Genomic DNA, 18406 nt, shown 5'->3' on the forward strand with positions numbered 1-18406 from the left:
GCTTGAATCCGTATACGACGTTCATCGCGCTCCTAGTGGGGAGTTTACTTTTATTTGTCGGCATCCGGACGAAGAAATGGCCAATTGTCGTCGTGGCCTTATTTCCGCTTGGACTCGTCGCATTCAACATGTATTTGCTAATTACTGGACGCTAGAAGACTGTTTTTCCTCAGTCTTCTTTTTTATATATCGATTTCACAAAAAATGCCGTCGGCAATAAGATTCCAATTGCCGCTTCGAGCAAGGCGAATAACCGAGCCGGGCCAATCGGCAGCAAGTCGCCGAATCCAATTGACAGCAACGTGACTCCGCTAAAGTAGAGCAGGTTGCGCCAGCTTGGATCGACCGCGTTCATCGTCTCGAGTGACGTCACCAAGATGACGCCGTCACGTGACAGCGCGTAGTAAATCAAGGCGAACCCAATCATGACGCCGAATAGGCTGACGAACAAATGGCTGAACAAACGCATGTCAAAACCGGTTTGTTTATACGTTTGGCGTCGAAAGAAAGTAAACACGTTCAAGCCGACGAATAACAGGGCAATCGTCAATAAAATGGAATTCACGCTCATTTCTCCCTTCTGTGACAGTCTGTATGTTGTGTTTTCCCTGATTGTTCACCGTCAAACGGACCGAATCACACCAAGACGGATTCATTCAACGAGGAGGTGTCCGAGTGCGACGATGTTTAGTAGGCGGCCTATTGCTCATCTTCTTTTTAGGAGGATGTTCGACGAAAGAGCCGTTTGATTTTGATGAGATCCATTCTTATAAGATTTTTTACAATATGCCGACCGAGGCGATTATCGAAGACATGGCTCGTTATGACCTCGTCATCATCGAACCGATTTGGTATACGCCGGAACAAATTGAGACAATCCGTTCAAACGGGACGAAAGTGCTCGGCTACATTAACGTGATGGAAGCAGACACATGGAATCGGGCGCTCATCGGTCAAATGGACAAAGACGATTTCTTCTATCGGAATGGGGAACGCATTTATTTTCCGAAATGGGATTCGTATTTGACGGATATCAGCTCGGCCGACTTCCGTAAGATTTTAATTCGTGAGATTCAAAAACAAGTCATCAATAAGCACCTGGACGGAATTTTCCTCGACACGGTCGGTGATATCGATGATGTTCACCTCGACTATCCGGAAGACTTAGAAGAACAGCTGGCTGGACTCGAGGCTTTTTTACAAGCGATTGAAAAATCGTACCCGGGCGTCCCTGTCGTCCAAAACTGGGGCATCGAGACGCTTGAACGAACGAGTGCGCCTTATGTGGAAGGCTTCATGTGGGAAGGGTTTAATTACACGGAAATCACGTCCGATTCTTGGTCGATGGAGATGCTCGATCGCATGAACGCGATTCAAGATAAATACGGCATCGCCGTCCTTACCGTCTCTGACCAAGAAGAAGCGACCAGTCGGGATATGGCCGAAACGAACGGCTTTATCCATTATCACGAACCAACATATTACAATACGTGGGATTTTTAGGGGTTGATTGGGGTAAGGGTAAAGTAATGGATTGCGTGAGCCTCGGGAACGGCAGTCGTGAATCCGCATTACATGAAAAACTGAAAAGAGATTATCCATGAGGAGGGGATTATCATGCTGTACGCTCAAGACCGTCCATGGCTCAAATGGGTCGAGATTCTCGTCGTGTTCGCGTTATTGATCGGAATCGATGTATTCTTCAGTCTAGGCACGATTCAAAATGAGCTGAACTTGTTTTATGTGGCCGCTATCTTATTCGCCCTCAGGTACGGCACTATTTTCGGCGTAATCAGTTTCAGTATGTTGCTCCTCTATAAAGTGTTATACACCGGCTTAATAGGAGAGGATATCTTCCTGTTGTTCTACGATACAAACTCACTTCTTACACTGTTTTACTACTTCGCAATCACTGTCATCGTCGGGTTGTTCAGTACCTCATTTCGAGAGCGTTACGAAATCAGCCAGTTCCGCAACGAAGAACTGAAAGATGAAAATACGTATTTGAAAGAGACCGTCGATTTACTCAACACTTCGCAAACCACACTTCGTCAAAAATTACTTCAATCCGAGTATAGCTTGAACCAATTGTATGAACTCGCCGTATCGCTTGATTTACCACATCCAGAATTGATTCGGAGCGAGACGATTCGCCTATTGAAAAAAACGTTCCTAGCGAGCGATGTGGCGATTTACCACGTCGACCGCTCCCAGAAATCGATGCGTCTCTTGATTCGCCAAACGGACAAGAAAGAGTTCCCACAAACGATTTTTCTCGATGAGGCATCAAGTATGTTTAAACGGTTTTTCCAAGTCCAAGAGACGACGCTCCGTCAACTCGACGACGAGGATACGGACCCGATGCTACTCGCACCGATTATCGTGGACGGCACGACCCGTGAAGTCGTCGTCATCAAGCGGTTGCCGCTTCGAAAATTGACGACCGATGATTTGCACGTCCTCAATATCCTCTTCTCGTGGATCGGGACGCGCATTCAAAACGCCGAGAACCTGATTCGTAAAGAGCAGCACGAGAAGATGCATAAAGGCACTTCGTTTTATAAGAAAGAGGCGTTCACAGAACTTGTTGCGATCCAAGAACAGAAAAAAATTCACCATGGGCAGCCTTACATCGTGCTCGACTATCCGCTCGGGTATGAACCGGTCTCGCTCGAAAGTATCGAAGCAATCGTTCACTCCTACTTGCGAGAGATTGATGTCGTCGGGTATGACCCGGACGAGAATAAGTTGTTGCTCTTGCTTCCAGGTACGAATGAGGAGCACCGTCAACGGATCTATGACCGAATCGAAGGGATTTTGATTCAGAAAGGAGTGTGACGGCATGGAATCTACTATTCGTCTCGGATTGATTGGGATTTATGTCGCTCACGCATTGCTCGCCTTCGTCCTGTTGATCGTGTTGAAACGAAAGATGAAAGCACCAGATTATGGCGTCGCAGTCGCGGCCCTCAGTTTTGGTTTGTTCTTGCCGTTTTTGGCTGAACTGGCCGTCTACGCGGTGTATCGGCTCGCTGAACGGTTCGGTCGGAGCGGTCTGATTGAAGACTATGACGACTATATCGATTTCAAGGTCGTCAACTATGAACAAATACGCCACGAAGCGAATAGCAGCACCACTCTGTTACCGCTCACCGACGCCATCAACTCGAAAGACCCGGCCATTCGCAAACATTCGATTTTAACGCACGTCAACCAGTCGATTGACCAGCAAGGGAAGTATTTGCAGATGGGGCTTGAAAGCACGGATAGTGAGACCGTTCACTATGCCGCGGCGACGATGAACATCTTGATTGATCAATATGAACAAGAATTGAAGCTTGCGAAACGCGAATATGATTTGGGGAACCCAGAGACGATTCGCCGGCTTGCGACGATTTATAAACGTATGATTCATAGCGAACTCATCACGGAGGTCATGTTGAAAGACAAGCGAGGTGCCTGGCTCGAAGAATTGTTGAAAGCCAAAACACTTTATCCCCCCTCACCTTGGATTTATGAAGATTTGAACGAGGTTTATTACACATTGGAACGTCCGAAAGAACAACTGAATAGTTTAAAGGAGTACGTCCATTATTTCCCGGAACGAATTGAGGCCCATCTCATGCTCATCAATTACTATTATGAGCGTGAGCGTTGGAACGAAGTGAAGGCGGTCATGTTTATGATGCAGACCCAATTTTCGATTGAGGACGTACCGTACGAGTACCGACTGTTGTTTGAAGAATGGAGTGACACGACATCATGGAAAAGCGAACTGTAATCTCATTCTCACTCTTCATCGTCTTATTTTTAGTGATCGTCGGTGCGATTCAATACTTACGCATTCACTCGCTGCATACGTTATTGCCAAACGTTGCCGAGCAACAGATGAACATCGATCAATTGAAGAGTGATGCCTCAGCAAAAGCAGGTGCGCATCAGATTCAAGTTTATCTCGTCCGGGATGAAGGCGATTTGGCGGTCGAAACGGCGAACAACCTGTTATATGGACTGCAATACGCCAAACTCGATGTTCGTGAAATCAGTCCTCTCGGGGCAAGCTCTATCACCCCATCACCATACACCATCATCATTTTCACAGGTGAAAATACGTCCAGATGGCCGTTCGCGGACATGAAACGCTACGTCGAACAGGGCGGGAATCTCGTATTCGCAAACCGGTTCAAAGACCCATCGTGGAATGAGTTGACCGGGATTGAAGAGATTGGTGACTTTGTGCCCGATGTGTATGGCTTGAGTTTTGAAGAGACGATTTTTCCCGGGTATGTCGACTTGAACCCGCCAGATGATCTCTTTGTCCATAGCGTCGTCGATTTTTCGATTGCAGACGATGCCAACGTCATGTTGTCAGCCGAAGGATTTCCGATTCTTTGGGAATACGGTGTCGGAGACGGGAATGTCCTCTATTGGAACACGACGATCACCGATCAAAAGATGATCCGCGGGTTGTTCGTCCAGACGCTCGGTACGATGCCGCCGGCGTTCGTCACGGCACAAGCAGCCGTTAAACTCATGTACATTGACGATTTCCCGGCACCAGTCATGGATGGGAAGATGAAAGACGTCTCTGCCACCCCCCTCGATAAATCGGTCAAAGATTTCTTCGCCGAGGATTGGTGGGAAGACATGGTTGATTTGGCGGAAGACGATGATTTGATTTACACGGGGGCGATGATCGGGACGTATGAAGAAGAGATGGAGCTCGTCGACGAACAGTTGATTAAACGTGGCGAGTTCCCGATGCTCTACTTCGGTCGAAAATTGATTGCCCACGGTGGGGAGATTGGACTCCATGGTTATAACCACCAGTCGCTCGTCACCGCCGATGAACCGATCGATCCAACGTATGGGTATATTCCTTGGAAGGATAAGGATGAGATGAAACGGTCGTTACTTCAAGCCGAATCCGTGTTTGCAAATTATTTCCCGGACGAGACGCTCAAGTCATACGTCCCGCCGTCGAACGCGCTCAACCGGACAGGGGTCGATGCGATCGCTGAGGCGCTGCCAGAACTTCGCACAATCGCCTCGCTCTATACGGGAGAGCAAGAGAGCGGGGACTTCGTCCAAGAGTTCGAATTTGATGCGACGCATCCGAACTTGTACCATTTCCCGCGCGTGACGAGCGATTACGGGGAAGAACGCGGATCGATTTTCCAAATGGTCGATGCAATCGCCAATTTCGGTGTGTTTTCCCACTTCATTCACCCGGATGATGTCATCGATCCAGACCGGGCCTTCGGTCGGGACTGGGATACGATGTTCGCGAGTCTGCGTAAAATCGTCCACGACGTGAAGAATCAATATCCGCATCTTGAAGCGTACACGCAACACTACGCGACCGAAAAGATGATCACCTACCAACAAGCTGATTTAAACGTCACATTCGATGAGTCGACCGTCTATTTAGCTGGGGAAGGACTCGTCAACCCATCCCATTTCACGATCCGTCTCAAACCAGGCCAGTCACTCGAGACAGGGGAGTTTGATTTCGGAACGGTCGAACAGTGGGACGCCGATCGTCCGCTCTATCTCGTCAAACTGACGTCGGCGAATGCTGAAATCGCCATCAAGGGGGAAGTGCAATGAAAATCGGACTTGTCTTAGAGGGGAGTTATCCGTATGTGAGCGGTGGCGTCTCGAGTTGGACGCAGACGTTGATCGAGGCGATGCCCGAGGTGTCGTTTGAAATCATCTCAATTCAACCGACCGAAAAGCGTCTAGAAGAGATGAAATATGCATTGCCGCCCAACGTCTCAGGAATCACCCATTTGTATTTGAATGACGTGGGCGAGCGGGCGAAGGGGCGGTTGAAGTGGGACGCCGAAGAAGAACAGAAAGTATCCGATTGGCTCATGTTGAAGAGCCCGAACCGGCAAGCACTCCGCCTGCTCGGAAAAGAAGTGCCCTCGAGTCAGGCGTTTTTCGCAAGTGAATTTTTTTGGAAAAATGTCAAATCGGCCTATTCCGAAGAAATGAACGGGGGCTCGTTCATCGACTATTTTTGGATGTGGCAAAGCATGTACACCCCGATTTTGCGGGTACTTCATCAACCGCTCCCGAAAGTCGACCTCGTGCACGCTGTATCCACGGGATATGCTGGCGTGGTCGCCTCGTACATGAAAGAGACGCAAGGGATCCCGTTCATCTTGACTGAGCATGGCATTTATTCGCGCGAGCGGGAAGAGGAGATTTTGCAGTCGTATTGGATTCCGGCACCGTATAAGCCGAGGTGGGTCCGTTTCTTTCACCACTTGTCGCGCGAAGCATACAATGCGGCCGACGAAATTATCACGTTGTTCGAACGGAATCGTGAATATCAAGAATGGATCGGCGCCCCGAGCGAGAAGACGAAAATTATCGCCAACGGCATCGCCGACCGTCAAATTCAAGCGACGGTCAATCGTCCCGAACACGATCTCTTTCAAATCGGGGCCATCGTCCGCTTAGTGCCGATCAAAGACTTGAAGACGATGATTTATGCCGCCAAGATTTTGCAGGAGCGGAATCGACTTTTCAAGCTGACGATTATGGGTCCGCTCGATGAAGATGAGAAATATGCGGAAGAGTGCCGTCTGCTCATCGAACAGAGCGGGCTGACCGATTATGTCGAACTCGCCGGAAAAGTCGACGTCCAAGCCTATTTGCCGAAGTTCGATTTATTGCTGTTGACGAGCATCTCGGAAGGTCAACCGCTCGCGATTCTTGAGGGGATGGCTGCAGGCATTCCTTGGGTCGCGACCGATGTCGGGGCTTGTTCCGAGCTCTTGTACGGCCGAGAAGACGATCCGTTCGGACCAGCAGGGTTCATTGTGCCACCGGTTCATCCGGAAGCGGTCGCGGACAAGGTCGAGTGGATGATGGATTATCCGAAAGAACGGATGCGTTTTGGGAAGAACGGACGGGAGCGGGTCCGCCAATATTATCGTCTCCAACAAGTTGTGGACCGCTACAAGGCCATCTATGAAACGAGGAGGGAACAGTATGGCGGGCATCGGGTTTAAGTTACAGAAGTTGTTTCAAGAAGACTACTACTCGTCCCGGCTGAAGGCGTACACGTTCTCAGGCCTCGTCACATCCGGACCGTGGTTGATCGTGATTTTGGTCGTCGGCACGATTCAATGGCTGGCGTTCCAAATGCCGACGTTGTCACTCGCCGAGCGGACGCTTTTCATGATCTCGGTCTCGTATGCGTTCATTTTCTCGCAAATTTTGTTCAGCTTCCAACAGCTTGTCGTCACACGATACGTGGCGGACTTGTTTTACGAAAAGAAGGCGCACGAGATTTTCCCGGTGTTCACCGGGATGCTCAAAGTGACGATTCTCGCAGCAACAATCCTGTACAGCATCTTTTGGTTATTGTCTCCGCTCGACTTCTTATACAAATTGACGCTGTTCGTCTTGTTCATGATGATCAACGTCATCTGGGTCATGTTCTTGTTTTTAAGTGCCGCGAAGTATTATCAAGCGGTGGCCTATAGTTTCCTACTCGGTGGCCTCATCTCGGTCGGGAGCGTCTATGCGATTAGTCGCCTCATGACCAATCCGTCTAGTCTCGAGCTGTTGCTCGGTTTCACGGCCGGGATGATTGTGACGTTGTTCGGGTTGTTCTTCGCGATGCTCCGGACGTTCCCGCTCCGCTATGCTGTGAAAGAGTTCTCGTACTTTAAGTACTTCGACCGCTATCCGGACCTGTTCGCCATCGGCGTGTTGTACGTGCTCGGGATTTGGGTCACGAACTTTATCATCTGGTTCGGGGAAGGGCGTATCATCATCGCGGACTCGTTCTTGTTCAACCCGTATTACGACACGGCCATTTTTTGGTCGTATTTGACCATTATCCCGACGCAGTTGTTGTTCGTCGTCGCCGTCGAGACAAGATTTTATGAGCGCTATCGCACGTTTTATGGATTGATTAACTACGGCGGAGCGCTCCATCAAATCGAGAAAGCGAAACAGACGATGACGTCCGTGTTAAAGAATGAGTTGATTCGACTCGCGCGCAGCCAAGGCGTCGTGACGCTGTTCGCCATCCTCATGGCAGGCATGTTCGTCGGCTGGATCGGTGTGCCGGACGAGATCGGGCAAATCTTTCGGATGACGACGCTCGCGGCGTTCGCGAACGCGATGATCCTTATTTTGACCCTGTTACTACTCTATTTCGAGGATCGGCGCGGGGCGTTGTTCATCACGCTGTCCTTCTTCACGCTGAACGCGTTGTTCACGCTCTTGCTCTTGCCGCGCGGCATCGATTGGTACGGCGTCGGCTTTGCCGTCAGCACGACCATCACGTTCTTTTTGGCCGGACTGCGCTTGATTTATTACATGGGGAAAGTCGATTATTTCGTGTTCGCGATATCGAATCGTCGCAAACTCGGTACCGAGCGGTTCTCTCAAATGGGAACGTTGTTGAACCGGCGTTTCTCTCGATAAAGGGTTTTCAGTACGAGGAAAGACTGATATGATGTGGTCGTAGACGACCAAATTTCATAATGTTTACCACTAGGGGAGTCGCGTGACGCGGCTGAGATGGACGAGGTCCAGACCCTTTGAACCTGATCTAGTTCACGCTAGCGTAGGGAAGTGGGCGAACCGATTGTTTTCGTACACTTTGTGTAAATCCGACGCCGCTTCCGTTATGGGAGGCGGCGTCTTTTTTGATCACAAAGGAGGAGACATGAATGACATTTACCGCACATCTTCGACAAGAGGCAGATGCTTTGTTTCAAGCCAGTTTTGATCACCCGTTCGTCCGCGAACTCGGAACGGGTGAACTTGATGAGGCGAAATTTCGGCATTACGTCATGCAAGACTCATACTATTTGAACCAGTTCTCAAAAGTGCAGGCGAAAGGGGCGACACTCGCCCCCAACATGGAAGTGGCGAGCCGCTTTTTGACACACGCGCTTCATACCATCGAAGCGGAACATGCATTACATCGTGAGTTTTTCACGTTGCTCGACGTCACGGAGGCAGAGTGGGCGACGTTTGAGCCTGCACCGACAGCTTACGCTTATGCGCTCCATATGCAACAAGCCGGTCCGACGCTCGGTGATGTACTGGCGTCAATTTTGCCGTGTTATTGGGTGTATTACGAGATTGGCGAACGCATGAAAGACGCGACCCCGGATCACCCGATTTATGCGACGTGGATTGCGACGTACGGCTCGGAATGGTTCCGCGACCTCGTCGAAGAGCAGATTGAGCGGCTCGACGTGCTCGCCGGACAAGCGACGGCGGAAGAACGTTTTCGGTATCAACAACTGTTCTTGAAGAGTTGCTATTATGAACATGCATTTTGGGAAATGGCATGGACGCTTGAGTCATGGACGTTACCGACGGGGGTGAGACGATGAAGCGAGATCTATGGGACAACGTTCGGTCCGAACGGCCACTCATCCACAACATCACGAATATCGTCGTCGCCAACTTTTCAGCGAACGGGTTGCTCGCCATCGGTGCGGCCCCGGTCATGGCGTCTGCTGTCGAAGAAGTGGCCGAGATGGCATCTGTGAGCGATGCGCTCGTGCTCAATATCGGTACACTCGATGCGATGACGGAACGTACGATGATTCGAGCCGGTCAGGCGGCGAATCAAGCGGGTCGTCCGGTCGTCTTTGATCCGGTCGGGGTCGGGGCGACCTCATTCCGACGCGACGTCGCCAAGGCGATTCTGCAGCAAGTCCGCGTGACGGTCATTCGTGGGAATGCCGGGGAAATCGCGACATTGATTGGTCTCGACGCGGCATCACGCGGCGTGGATGCGGGCGAGACGCGGGACGATTTGAATCAAATCGCGCGTGAGGCGGCCCGGCGCTACAACTGTGTCATTGCCGTGACGGGAGAGACGGACGTCGTCAGCGACGGGGACGTGACGATTGAAATCAAAGGCGGCACCGAAGCGATGGCTCGGACGACAGGGACCGGTTGCTTACTGAGTGCCGTCGTCGGTGCGTTTCTCGCAGTCGAACGTGATGCGGTCACGGCTACGGCGACAGCACTCGCCGGCTATGCCCGGTGCGGCGAACTAGCAACCGCTTTGGCTGACGGACCGGGCGACTTCCCCGTTCATTTCTTGAACGAACTCGGCAAGATGACAGCCGTCGAGTTGCCGAGTGATCGAATCGAGGTAGTGTCATGATGCGGCCCCAAGTATTGACGATTGCCGGTTCGGATTCAGGCGGTGGCGCAGGAATCCAAGCCGATTTGAAAACGTTCCAAGAGCTCGAGGTGTTCGGAACGAGCGTCTTGACGGCTGTCACGGCACAAAACACATGCGGAGTGCACGGAGTCGAGGCGATATCTCCAGAACTCGTCACACAGCAACTCGATGCAATCGGTTCAGACTTTACGATTGCGGCGTGCAAGACCGGGATGTTGTTCGATGCGGCGCGTATCGAGGTAGTCGCTGCCGGGGTGCGTCGTCACGCGTTGAACCGGCTCGTCGTCGACCCGGTCATGATTGCGAAAGGAGGGGCCTCGCTCCTTCAAGATTCTGCGGTCGAGGCGCTCAAGACGTCTCTTTTGCCGCTCGCGACCGTTGTCACACCGAACGTGCCAGAAGCGGAAGTGTTGACCGGGATGAGGATTCGGACTTTTGAAGACCGTCTTGAGGCAGCGGAGCGAATGTTAACGTACGGCGTGCGCGCTGTCGTTTTAAAGGGTGGTCACATGGAAGGTGAATCTGCGGAAGACTTAGTCATGACGGAGTCGGGGGCGTTCATATTGTCGACTCCGCGCATCCAGACGAACGATACGCACGGCACCGGTTGTACGTTTTCAGCCGCACTCACGGCGGAACTTGCCAAAGGGTATTCCATCTTAGAAGCGACGGTGACCGCCAAGCGCTTTATCCAAAGCGCCATCTCTCACGGACTCGACATCGGCGCCGGGCATGGGCCGACCAACCATTGGGCATATGCGATGTATGGAGAGGAGGATGTGACGATTGAATCCATCACGACGAACCATCGCTGAACAGTTGCGTCTCTACTTTGTTTGTGGGACACCGAATACAAAAGATTTACTTCAGACGGTCGAAACGGCACTCCAATGTGGCGTGACATGTTTTCAATTTCGTGAAAAAGGTAAAGAGGCACTGTATGGGGATAAAAAAGAAACGATGGCGAGAGCGCTGCAGACGCTTTGTCGTTCGTACGACGTCCCGTTCATCATCAATGACGATGTCGCCTTGGCAGAACGCATTGATGCGGACGGCGTGCATATCGGGCAAGACGATGCCGAGGCTGCACGCGTTCGGGAACGGATTGGCCCGGGCAAATGGCTCGGCGTCTCGGTTCATACGATCGAAGAAGCGGCTGCGGCGATTGAATATGCGGATTACGTAGGCATCGGACCGGTTTACCCGACACATTCGAAAGAAGATGCCGGGGCAGTCAATGGTACAGTGCTCATCCGTCAAGTTCGAGACACGTATCGCGAGCTGCCAATCGTGGGGATTGGTGGCATTTTACCGGAACACGTCCCGCTAATTCGGAAAGACGGGGCGGACGGCGTTGCCGTCATCTCGTCCATCGCTTCTGCACCGGATGTGGCTTTAGCCACACGGCGTTTCGCTTGTCTCTGAATTCAAATCGAGGAGGAAGACAGATGAACGTATTTGTAATAGGCGCAAATGGACAAATTGGGAAACAACTTATGGAACGATTGCACGAGGAAGGGAAACATCAAGTCACGGCCATGGTTCGCAAACAAGAGCAACTTGATGACTTCAAGTCAAAAGGTTACCAAGCCGTGTTAGGCGACTTAGAAGGCGACGTCTCGTCACTTGAACAGGCGATGTCTGGCATGGACGTGGTCGTCTTCGCAGCCGGTTCGGGTGGCAGTACCGGGGCTGACAAGACGCTCTTGATCGACCTTGACGGTGCGGCAAAAAGTATCGAGGCGGCTCAGGCGAATGGGAACGTTAAACAGTTCGTCATGGTGAGCGCTTTGAAGGCGGAAGATCGTTCGGCGTGGCCGGAAGAGATGAAGCCATATTACGTCGCGAAACACCATGCCGATCGTCTGCTTGAGGAGAGCGGGCTCACGTATACGATTGTCCGCCCAGGTGCTCTCACCGATGACGCAGGTACCGACAACGTGAAGGTGGGGGACGTCGACACGGGCGAAGTCCCACGTGCGGACGTCGCAGCGTTCCTCGCTCACGTGATTGGGCACGACAACGCGAAAAATAAAGCAATTGATCTCGTCAAAGGCGACACGTCAATTAAAGACACATTATAAACGAGATGACGACAGCGAGTGGACTTGGTCCACTCGCTTTTTGTATGGAATTGTCCGTGAACTCGAGAAAGGAATCGTTTCGACCGATATAGAAAATATAAAGATGGATTTATCAGAAGAAAGGGGTCTATTCGTGACCACATTGTTCCTCTATATGGCCGTGTATTTGTTTCCGGCATTTTTATTGAGCCACCTTGCCCTTGATGTGTTACTCCGCAATCCACGCCGAGTCGAGCATCGGTTGCTCAGCTTGTTTGTGTTTGGCTATGCGATGTTGTTCTTGGCCGAGTTCGGGCGCCATTTATCCCCGATTGAAGCGAGTCCCGCCTTCGTCACCTATTGGTTCGGTAACGCCGGCATTTTGATTTTCGTCTGTTCGGTCCACTTCATCTTCAAAGTGACGGGTGTCGGGGCGAAACTGCCAAAATGGATGTATCCGTATGTCATTTATTTACCACTCGTCCCGGTCGCGTTGACGTTTATCCGCCAAGAGAACATCTTGAACAGTCAGCGCTTCGACCAAGTTGGTGTTTGGATTTACCCTGAGTTCAATGCGTCATATTTGACGACAATGACCGTCGGCAACATCTTTCATTTCTTGATCATCCTGTTGCTCGTCTACGCACTCAAACGCGCTAACCGATTCGAACATCAACGCGTCTTGCGCATGCTCATTTGGACGGCTGTCGCCGTTCTCATCTGGGACATCATCTTCGGTTATTTCCAGTTCCGCGGAAGCATGCCACCGTATGGGTATATGTACGGTGGACTCGTCTGGGCGGTCGTTCTCGTAGTGGCGATGAATCGGCTTGACTTCCTTGCTTCATATGCTAAACGGTATAGCACGCTCTACAACTTGAACCCATCGGCAATCCTGCTCGTCGATGATACCGGTCGCATCGAGAGTGCAAACCCGGCCGCGCGCATGTTGTTCCATACGGTACGCGTCGTCAATGAACGCTTTGTCGACTTGTTACCTGAGAAGAAACGGGAAGAATGGTGTGATCACTACAGCCAACATTTCCAAGCACACAAGAAGTTTCTTGAGTTCGAAACGAAGATTCTGACGAAGTCAGGACAAGAGCGTTACGTTGTCATCGATGGTGATTTCGTCTATATCGACCAGAAAATCCACGGCATGATTTTGATTCGAGACGTCCACACATTCAAAGAAGCCGAACAGTCGATTCGTTTCTTTGCCTATCACGACCCGCTCACGAAACTTGCGAATCGCCGGGCGTTCTATGAACAGGCCGATCAAGCGCTATTGCACGCAGACTCGGTCGCTCTTGTTGTGATTGACCTCGATGGTTTTAAAGGAATCAATGACACATACGGCCACCAAGTCGGCGATGATTTTCTCATTCATATCGGCGCACTGCTCGAGACAGCGACACCGGACACGGGACTGGCCTCGCGCGTCGGTGGAGATGAGTTTTATATTTATTTGACGCACGTTGAGACCGAAGACATCGTCGCGTTCGTCGAGCGCTTGCAGTCGCTGTTGACGGAGCGGCCGTTCCGGCTCGGACGAGAGACGCTTCCGATTCGCGCGAGTATCGGAGTCAGTGTCTCACCGGAGCAAGGGGCTGACTTGGACACACTCATTCATAAAGCCGACCAGGCGATGTATCAAATCAAGCAGCAAGGGAAAAATGATTATGCGATTTATGATGACGTGTTACACGGACCGAGATAACGGGAACGGTAAGGAAGATAGTGTGATGATAGAGGAGGAGACGAGATGACTGAAAAACCGTTAGTGACGATGCGTGCTGAAGGGGAAGCGACGAGTGTGAAGACGACAGTGCACGTGCGTGACCTCGAACCGTTCGTTGTCGATGAGCCGGAACGTCTCGGCGGGACGGACGCCGGTCCGAACCCGCTCGAATACTTACTTGGAGCGTTATCATCGTGTACGACGATCATGATCGCTTACGTGGCTCAAGATCAAGACTTCAACTACGACGGGGTGACGTTCGTGACTGAAGGAACACTCGACCCGCGCGGCTTCCAAGGCGTCGAAGGGGTGCGGACGTATTTTGAAAAAGTACACATCAACATCGTTCTCGACACGACTGAGTCGGATGAACGGATTGCGGCGCTCCAGAAAGGCGTCGAGGCCCGGTGCCCAATCAATAATTTGATGCACGCGGCCGATGTCGATATCACGGCGACGTGGACACGGAAGTGAGGATGGGGCGACCCATCCTTTTTTGATGCATGGAGGAATTTACGCCCCTGAACACGAACAAAAGGAGATGTGAGAAAGGAGGTTGTCATGGACATTCGCCCGATGACGCGACAAGACGCCCACGCGATTCAAGCGTGGACGTACGAGGCACCATATGATTTCTATAACCAAGAAGCCTCAGCAGAAGGGCTCGATGAACTGATGGCGTACCGAGCCGTCCATGACAGGGCGTTGATCGGCTTCTATTGTCTGGGCGTTTACGCTCAAGTGCCGAATGATACATACGTCTACGACGACACCTATACCGATATCGGCCTCGGCATGCATCCTGACCGAACCGGCCAAGGGCATGGCCGCCAATTCGTTCGGATGGTGATGCGAGAAGCGGCGCGTGAAGGCAAACCACTCCGCTTGACAGTGGCCGCGTTCAATCGACGGGCCATCCATCTTTATGAGCAGCTAGGGTTTCGACATGTCGCGTCGTTTGAAAAAAAGCAGACCTGTTTTCTTGTCATGAACCAATAATCAGCCGTACTGTTTCTGATGGGCTTTTTTTCGTTTCAAGTAGTCCGCGTCAGCTCGAATCTCGTCCCATCGCTCTTTGAAGATGCGGGCCGATTCCGCTTTTTCCTCGTCGATTTGTCGGTCGTGGATGTCACCATCGTCTTTATATTTGCGGCCGCCTTTGTAGTTGGCGTAACGTCTCGCCCGGGTATAGCCCATTTGGATGAATTTGCGAGCCATATCCATGCCGACAAAATCATCAGCGGCTCGGTATTTTTCGAACAGTTCCATGATCTCATCGGCAGACTGTCGAGCGATGTCGGGCGTTTTGAAGCGCCAATGTGGCAAAATCTCACTTTTATAAGGTTCGACGAGCAACACACCTTGCTCGCCGCGTCCGACCCGATACAGGCCGGGTTGTTTGCGGAAATCAATCGTGTCAAAATCTAAATCATAATCAAACGGCATCGTGATCCCTCCTCATGGATTCATTCCCGGAACGAATCCGAGGGAAACGACAGAAAGGAAGAACACTATGATTCAACTTGTTACAGATCGACTCCGGCTACGGGCATTTCAACTCGAGGATGCCGAACCGATGTTTGACTATGCGAAAGACGAGCGGGTCGGGCCGAAGGCGGGTTGGGCGCCGCATCAATCGGTCGACGAGACACGCGACGTCATCCGACTATTTCAACAAGACCAAGATGTTTGGGCGATTACGTTAAAAGAGACAGGTGAGGTCATCGGCAGTCTCGGGTTGCATGATCGCCGTCCGGACCCAGAGATTCAGCATGACCGGCAGCGCGAGATTGGCTACGTGTTAAGCCCGACCTACTGGGGAAAAGGCTATATCCCGGAAGCTGTCCGTGAAGTGATGCGACACGGTTTTGAGGACCTCGGCCTCGAACGCATCTGGTGCGGTCACTTTGACTTCAACGACCAGTCACGTCGTGTCGTCGAGAAGACCGGTTTCACGTACGCGTTCACGACACCTCAACAGTTGACGCGCTTAGACGGGCGTACCGTCCAAAGCCTCATCTATGTCGTGACGAAAGAAACGTATGAGGAACGTCTGGCTCAACGATGAGTCAGACGTTTTTTGAATGCAGAAAAATTAATACTTGATATGTAACCGGTTACACATTATGATGTGTTTGTAAGCGTTACCAAAAGGAGGGGCCGAGATGGCGACAATCAAACAAGTGGCCAAACGGGCGAACGTTTCTGTCGCGACCGTGTCCCGTGTCATGAACAATAACGGCTATGTGAGTGCAGAGGCGCGGGAAGCCGTCGAGCGGGCCATCGCCGAGCTCGACTACGCGCCGAACCGGGTCGCTCGTTCCTTATTCACCAAAACATCGGGTTTGATCGGCTTGATTATGCCGGATATCACCAACCCGTTCTTTCCACAGCTGGCCCGAGCCATCGAAGACGTGGCGAATCAACACGGCTATCAAGTCGTTCTGTGCAACACGGACGAGCAACTTGCGAAAGAACAGACGTACTTGATCGCGCTCCAGACGATGCATGTCGATGGGCTGATCATCACGACGAACCATTCGGACAATCCGAACTATGAAAAGTTAGAGTTACCAATGGTCGCGCTCGACCGTATCGTCAAATCCGGGATCGATGCCGTCATCTCGGACGGGTACGAGGGCGGACGGCTCGCAGCCGAGACATTGTTGAGTTGTGGTGCGACAAGGCTCGCTCATATCGGGGGCCCTGAGCATCTTCAAACGGTAAAGCGCCGGACCGACGGCTTTCTTGATGTGGCGGGCGAGCATCTCGTTGGCATGACGCATTCGAGTTTCACGTTCAAAGAGGCACTCACTGCGTCCCAAACGTTGTTTGATGAGCATTGGCCGTTCGATGGGGTGTTTGCCGCCAATGATGTCATCGCCGCCGCCGTGTTGCAGGAAGCATTACGTCGGAACGTACGGGTGCCGGAAGACTTACAAATCATCGGCTACGACGGGATTGAGCTCGGCGAGATGACGTCGCCCCCGCTCACGACGATCGCGCAACCGATTTATGAGATGGGACGTCGCGCGACAGAGCGACTCCTTGATTTGATTGAGAAAAAAGAGACGGCGACGAAAGAAATCTTGTTACCTGTCACGTTGACGGAACGACAGACGACGAAACGAAAGGGGCATGACACATGAACCGGATTGTGGTCATCGGAAGTGTATCGATGGATTTAGTTGTCACGACAGCTAAACGTCCGCATGCAGGAGAGACTGTTATCGGGCAGACGTTCCAGACAGTACCTGGTGGAAAAGGGGCCAACCAAGCAGTGGCTGCCGCCCGACTCGGAGCACAAGTCGAGATGGTCGGTTGTATCGGGTCCGATGAATTCGGACAGCGTATAAACCAAAACTTTGAACAGAACGGAGTCGGAACGAGCCACTTACAGACAATCGATGACGAAGTGACTGGGACGGCGCACATCGTGCTCGCCGAAGGCGATAATTCGATTGTCGTCGTCCAATCGGCGAACAAACAAGTGCGTTTCACAGAGACAGAGCTCGACCAATTGCTTGATGAACACACACTCGTCTTGCTCCAGCTCGAGATTCCGATGGAGACGGTTGAACAAGTGAGTGCATACTGCCGGTCCCGCAACATCCCGGTCCTGTTGAACCCGGCGCCGTCACAAGCGCTCACGGATACATTGTTTGAGAATGTGACATACGTGACACCGAACGAGCATGAGTGCCGTGACTTGTTTGGGGATATGCCGCTTGAAGATCTATTGCGGCGCTATCCGAACAAGCTGATTGTGACGGAAGGCGTCAACGGCGTCCGTTTCTTTGACGGTGAGATGATTCAACACATCCCGGCGATTTCGGCCAACGTCGTCGATACGACCGGGGCTGGGGATACGTTCAACGGTGCTCTCGCAGTTTCCCTCGTGGAAGGGAACCAGTTACAAGAAGCTGCGCGGTTTGCCGTCGTCGCTTCAGGTTTGAGTGTGGAAGGGTTCGGAGCCCAAGGCGGCATGCCGAAACGAGATGATGTCACAAGACGATTGGAGCGAGTGTGATGAAAAAACATGGAATACTCAATAGTCATTTGACGAAAATTTTTGCCGACTTGGGGCATACGGACACGATTGTCATCGCGGACTGCGGATTACCGATTCCTAACGGTGTGGCGCGAGTCGATTTGGCGCTCCGACTAGGCGAACCATCATTTCTCGATGTGCTCGATGCCGTCGAGGCGGACATGGTCATCGAACAGATCACCGTAGCCGATGAAATGTTCACCGAGAACGAACCGATCGCCAAAGCATTGACTGAACGGTTCGACACGGTGAAAACGTGCTCGCACGAGGCGTTCAAACGCGAAGTCGAACAGGCGAAAGTCGTCATTCGAACAGGGGAAGCGACACCGTACGCGAACGTCATTTTGCACGCCGGCGTTTTATTTTAA

The 18406-nt window shown here is 51.8% G+C and carries 21 protein-coding genes and 1 riboswitch; of the genes, 19 read left to right on the plus strand and 2 right to left on the minus strand.

Going from position 1 to position 18406, the window contains the following annotated elements; genetic code table 11:
• The first annotated feature begins 2 nt into the window (after positions 1-2).
• Positions 3-155 (plus strand): hypothetical protein, encoded by a 153-nt coding sequence (locus EVJ34_RS15805; RefSeq protein ID WP_201739680.1) that lies wholly within the window; start codon positions 3-5, stop codon positions 153-155.
• Positions 156-169: 14 nt separating this feature from the next.
• Here the strand turns inward: EVJ34_RS15805 and EVJ34_RS08895 are convergent, their stop codons facing one another.
• Positions 170-571: an ion channel gene (locus EVJ34_RS08895; protein ID WP_131436045.1), complete on the minus strand. Its 402-nt coding sequence runs from the start codon at positions 569-571 to the stop codon at positions 170-172.
• A 104-nt stretch (positions 572-675) separates the two neighbouring features.
• Here EVJ34_RS08895 and EVJ34_RS08900 point away from each other — a divergent pair, with 104 nt between their 5' ends.
• The 14 genes from EVJ34_RS08900 to EVJ34_RS08965 all read left to right on the plus strand — a co-directional run bounded on the left by EVJ34_RS08900 (position 676) and on the right by EVJ34_RS08965 (position 14986).
• Positions 676-1503, plus strand: a complete 828-nt coding sequence (locus EVJ34_RS08900; protein WP_131485353.1) for a glycoside hydrolase family 191 protein — start codon at positions 676-678, stop codon at positions 1501-1503.
• A gap of 114 nt (positions 1504-1617) precedes the next feature.
• Positions 1618-2838 carry a GAF domain-containing protein gene (locus EVJ34_RS08905; protein ID WP_131436041.1) on the plus strand — a complete coding sequence of 407 codons (1221 nt, stop codon included), beginning with the start codon at positions 1618-1620 and terminating at the stop codon, positions 2836-2838.
• Positions 2839-2842: 4 nt separating this feature from the next.
• A complete protein-coding gene (locus EVJ34_RS08910) occupies positions 2843-3781 on the plus strand; it encodes a tetratricopeptide repeat protein (protein WP_131485354.1) in 939 nt (312 codons plus the stop codon).
• The gene (locus tag EVJ34_RS08915; RefSeq protein WP_131485355.1) at positions 3763-5610 is read left to right on the plus strand and encodes a DUF2194 domain-containing protein; all 1848 of its coding nucleotides are present in this window, start codon (positions 3763-3765) and stop codon (positions 5608-5610) included. The genes EVJ34_RS08910 and EVJ34_RS08915 overlap by 19 nt, the downstream gene beginning before the upstream one ends.
• Positions 5607-7025, plus strand: coding sequence for a GT4 family glycosyltransferase PelF (gene pelF, locus EVJ34_RS08920; RefSeq protein ID WP_131485356.1), 1419 nt, complete (start codon positions 5607-5609; stop codon positions 7023-7025). Before EVJ34_RS08915 ends, pelF begins: the two co-directional genes overlap by 4 nt.
• Complete coding sequence (gene pelG / locus EVJ34_RS08925) at positions 7006-8454, plus strand: exopolysaccharide Pel transporter PelG (protein ID WP_131485357.1); 1449 nt, start codon at positions 7006-7008, stop codon at positions 8452-8454. Before pelF ends, pelG begins: the two co-directional genes overlap by 20 nt.
• A 61-nt stretch (positions 8455-8515) precedes the next feature.
• Positions 8516-8620, plus strand: a riboswitch (TPP riboswitch).
• Positions 8621-8702: 82 nt separating this feature from the next.
• The gene (tenA, locus tag EVJ34_RS08930; protein WP_131436031.1) at positions 8703-9377 is read left to right on the plus strand and encodes a thiaminase II; all 675 of its coding nucleotides are present in this window, start codon (positions 8703-8705) and stop codon (positions 9375-9377) included.
• Positions 9374-10162 carry a hydroxyethylthiazole kinase gene (thiM, locus tag EVJ34_RS08935; protein ID WP_131485358.1) on the plus strand — a complete coding sequence of 263 codons (789 nt, stop codon included), beginning with the start codon at positions 9374-9376 and terminating at the stop codon, positions 10160-10162. Before tenA ends, thiM begins: the two co-directional genes overlap by 4 nt.
• Positions 10162-10998: a bifunctional hydroxymethylpyrimidine kinase/phosphomethylpyrimidine kinase gene (gene thiD, locus EVJ34_RS08940; RefSeq protein ID WP_131485631.1), complete on the plus strand. Its 837-nt coding sequence runs from the start codon at positions 10162-10164 to the stop codon at positions 10996-10998. Before thiM ends, thiD begins: the two co-directional genes overlap by 1 nt.
• The gene (gene thiE / locus EVJ34_RS08945; RefSeq protein ID WP_131485359.1) at positions 10970-11608 is read left to right on the plus strand and encodes a thiamine phosphate synthase; all 639 of its coding nucleotides are present in this window, start codon (positions 10970-10972) and stop codon (positions 11606-11608) included. Before thiD ends, thiE begins: the two co-directional genes overlap by 29 nt.
• A 23-nt stretch (positions 11609-11631) precedes the next feature.
• Complete coding sequence (locus EVJ34_RS08950) at positions 11632-12267, plus strand: SDR family oxidoreductase (protein ID WP_131436025.1); 636 nt, start codon at positions 11632-11634, stop codon at positions 12265-12267.
• A 133-nt stretch (positions 12268-12400) separates the two neighbouring features.
• Entirely contained in the window at positions 12401-13966 is a 1566-nt protein-coding gene (locus EVJ34_RS08955) for a GGDEF domain-containing protein (RefSeq protein WP_131485360.1), read from the plus strand.
• A gap of 45 nt (positions 13967-14011) precedes the next feature.
• A complete protein-coding gene (locus EVJ34_RS08960) occupies positions 14012-14461 on the plus strand; it encodes an OsmC family protein (RefSeq protein WP_131485361.1) in 450 nt (149 codons plus the stop codon).
• Positions 14462-14548: 87 nt separating this feature from the next.
• Positions 14549-14986 (plus strand): GNAT family N-acetyltransferase, encoded by a 438-nt coding sequence (locus EVJ34_RS08965; protein ID WP_131485362.1) that lies wholly within the window; start codon positions 14549-14551, stop codon positions 14984-14986.
• On the opposite strand, the gene EVJ34_RS08970 is transcribed toward EVJ34_RS08965, so the two are convergent.
• Entirely contained in the window at positions 14987-15433 is a 447-nt protein-coding gene (locus EVJ34_RS08970; RefSeq protein WP_131485363.1) for a DUF4385 domain-containing protein, read from the minus strand.
• 67 nt (positions 15434-15500) lie between these two features.
• Here EVJ34_RS08970 and EVJ34_RS08975 point away from each other — a divergent pair, with 67 nt between their 5' ends.
• The 4 genes from EVJ34_RS08975 (at position 15501) to rbsD (ending at position 18406) form a co-directional block, all read left to right on the plus strand.
• Positions 15501-16055 (plus strand): GNAT family N-acetyltransferase, encoded by a 555-nt coding sequence (locus EVJ34_RS08975; protein WP_131485364.1) that lies wholly within the window; start codon positions 15501-15503, stop codon positions 16053-16055.
• A gap of 97 nt (positions 16056-16152) precedes the next feature.
• A complete protein-coding gene (locus EVJ34_RS08980) occupies positions 16153-17136 on the plus strand; it encodes a LacI family DNA-binding transcriptional regulator (RefSeq protein WP_131436013.1) in 984 nt (327 codons plus the stop codon).
• Complete coding sequence (gene rbsK, locus EVJ34_RS08985; protein ID WP_131485365.1) at positions 17133-18017, plus strand: ribokinase; 885 nt, start codon at positions 17133-17135, stop codon at positions 18015-18017. Before EVJ34_RS08980 ends, rbsK begins: the two co-directional genes overlap by 4 nt.
• Positions 18017-18406: a D-ribose pyranase gene (gene rbsD / locus EVJ34_RS08990; protein WP_131436009.1), complete on the plus strand. Its 390-nt coding sequence runs from the start codon at positions 18017-18019 to the stop codon at positions 18404-18406. The genes rbsK and rbsD overlap by 1 nt, the downstream gene beginning before the upstream one ends.

The sequence above is a fragment of the Exiguobacterium sp. SL-9 genome, from assembly GCF_004336985.1.
Classification (GTDB): domain Bacteria; phylum Bacillota; class Bacilli; order Exiguobacteriales; family Exiguobacteriaceae; genus Exiguobacterium.

Excerpts from the sequence above, each read along its gene's own strand:
- EVJ34_RS08960 (WP_131485361.1), top strand. The coding sequence starts at position 14,012 with ATGACTGAAAAACCGTTAGTGACGATGCGTGCTGAAGGGGAAGCGACG.
- tenA (WP_131436031.1), top strand. The coding sequence starts at position 8,703 with ATGACATTTACCGCACATCTTCGACAAGAGGCAGATGCTTTGTTTCAA.
- EVJ34_RS08980 (WP_131436013.1), top strand. The coding sequence starts at position 16,153 with ATGGCGACAATCAAACAAGTGGCCAAACGGGCGAACGTTTCTGTCGCG.
- EVJ34_RS08975 (WP_131485364.1), top strand. The coding sequence starts at position 15,501 with ATGATTCAACTTGTTACAGATCGACTCCGGCTACGGGCATTTCAACTC.
- EVJ34_RS08970 (WP_131485363.1), bottom strand. The coding sequence starts at position 15,433 with ATGCCGTTTGATTATGATTTAGATTTTGACACGATTGATTTCCGCAAA.
- thiM (WP_131485358.1), top strand. The coding sequence starts at position 9,374 with ATGAAGCGAGATCTATGGGACAACGTTCGGTCCGAACGGCCACTCATC.
- EVJ34_RS08950 (WP_131436025.1), top strand. The coding sequence starts at position 11,632 with ATGAACGTATTTGTAATAGGCGCAAATGGACAAATTGGGAAACAACTT.
- thiD (WP_131485631.1), top strand. The coding sequence starts at position 10,162 with ATGCGGCCCCAAGTATTGACGATTGCCGGTTCGGATTCAGGCGGTGGC.
- pelF (WP_131485356.1), top strand. The coding sequence starts at position 5,607 with ATGAAAATCGGACTTGTCTTAGAGGGGAGTTATCCGTATGTGAGCGGT.
- pelG (WP_131485357.1), top strand. The coding sequence starts at position 7,006 with ATGGCGGGCATCGGGTTTAAGTTACAGAAGTTGTTTCAAGAAGACTAC.
- EVJ34_RS08895 (WP_131436045.1), bottom strand. The coding sequence starts at position 571 with ATGAGCGTGAATTCCATTTTATTGACGATTGCCCTGTTATTCGTCGGC.
- rbsD (WP_131436009.1), top strand. The coding sequence starts at position 18,017 with ATGAAAAAACATGGAATACTCAATAGTCATTTGACGAAAATTTTTGCC.
- EVJ34_RS08910 (WP_131485354.1), top strand. The coding sequence starts at position 2,843 with ATGGAATCTACTATTCGTCTCGGATTGATTGGGATTTATGTCGCTCAC.
- rbsK (WP_131485365.1), top strand. The coding sequence starts at position 17,133 with ATGAACCGGATTGTGGTCATCGGAAGTGTATCGATGGATTTAGTTGTC.
- EVJ34_RS08965 (WP_131485362.1), top strand. The coding sequence starts at position 14,549 with ATGGACATTCGCCCGATGACGCGACAAGACGCCCACGCGATTCAAGCG.
- EVJ34_RS08915 (WP_131485355.1), top strand. The coding sequence starts at position 3,763 with ATGGAAAAGCGAACTGTAATCTCATTCTCACTCTTCATCGTCTTATTT.
- EVJ34_RS08905 (WP_131436041.1), top strand. The coding sequence starts at position 1,618 with ATGCTGTACGCTCAAGACCGTCCATGGCTCAAATGGGTCGAGATTCTC.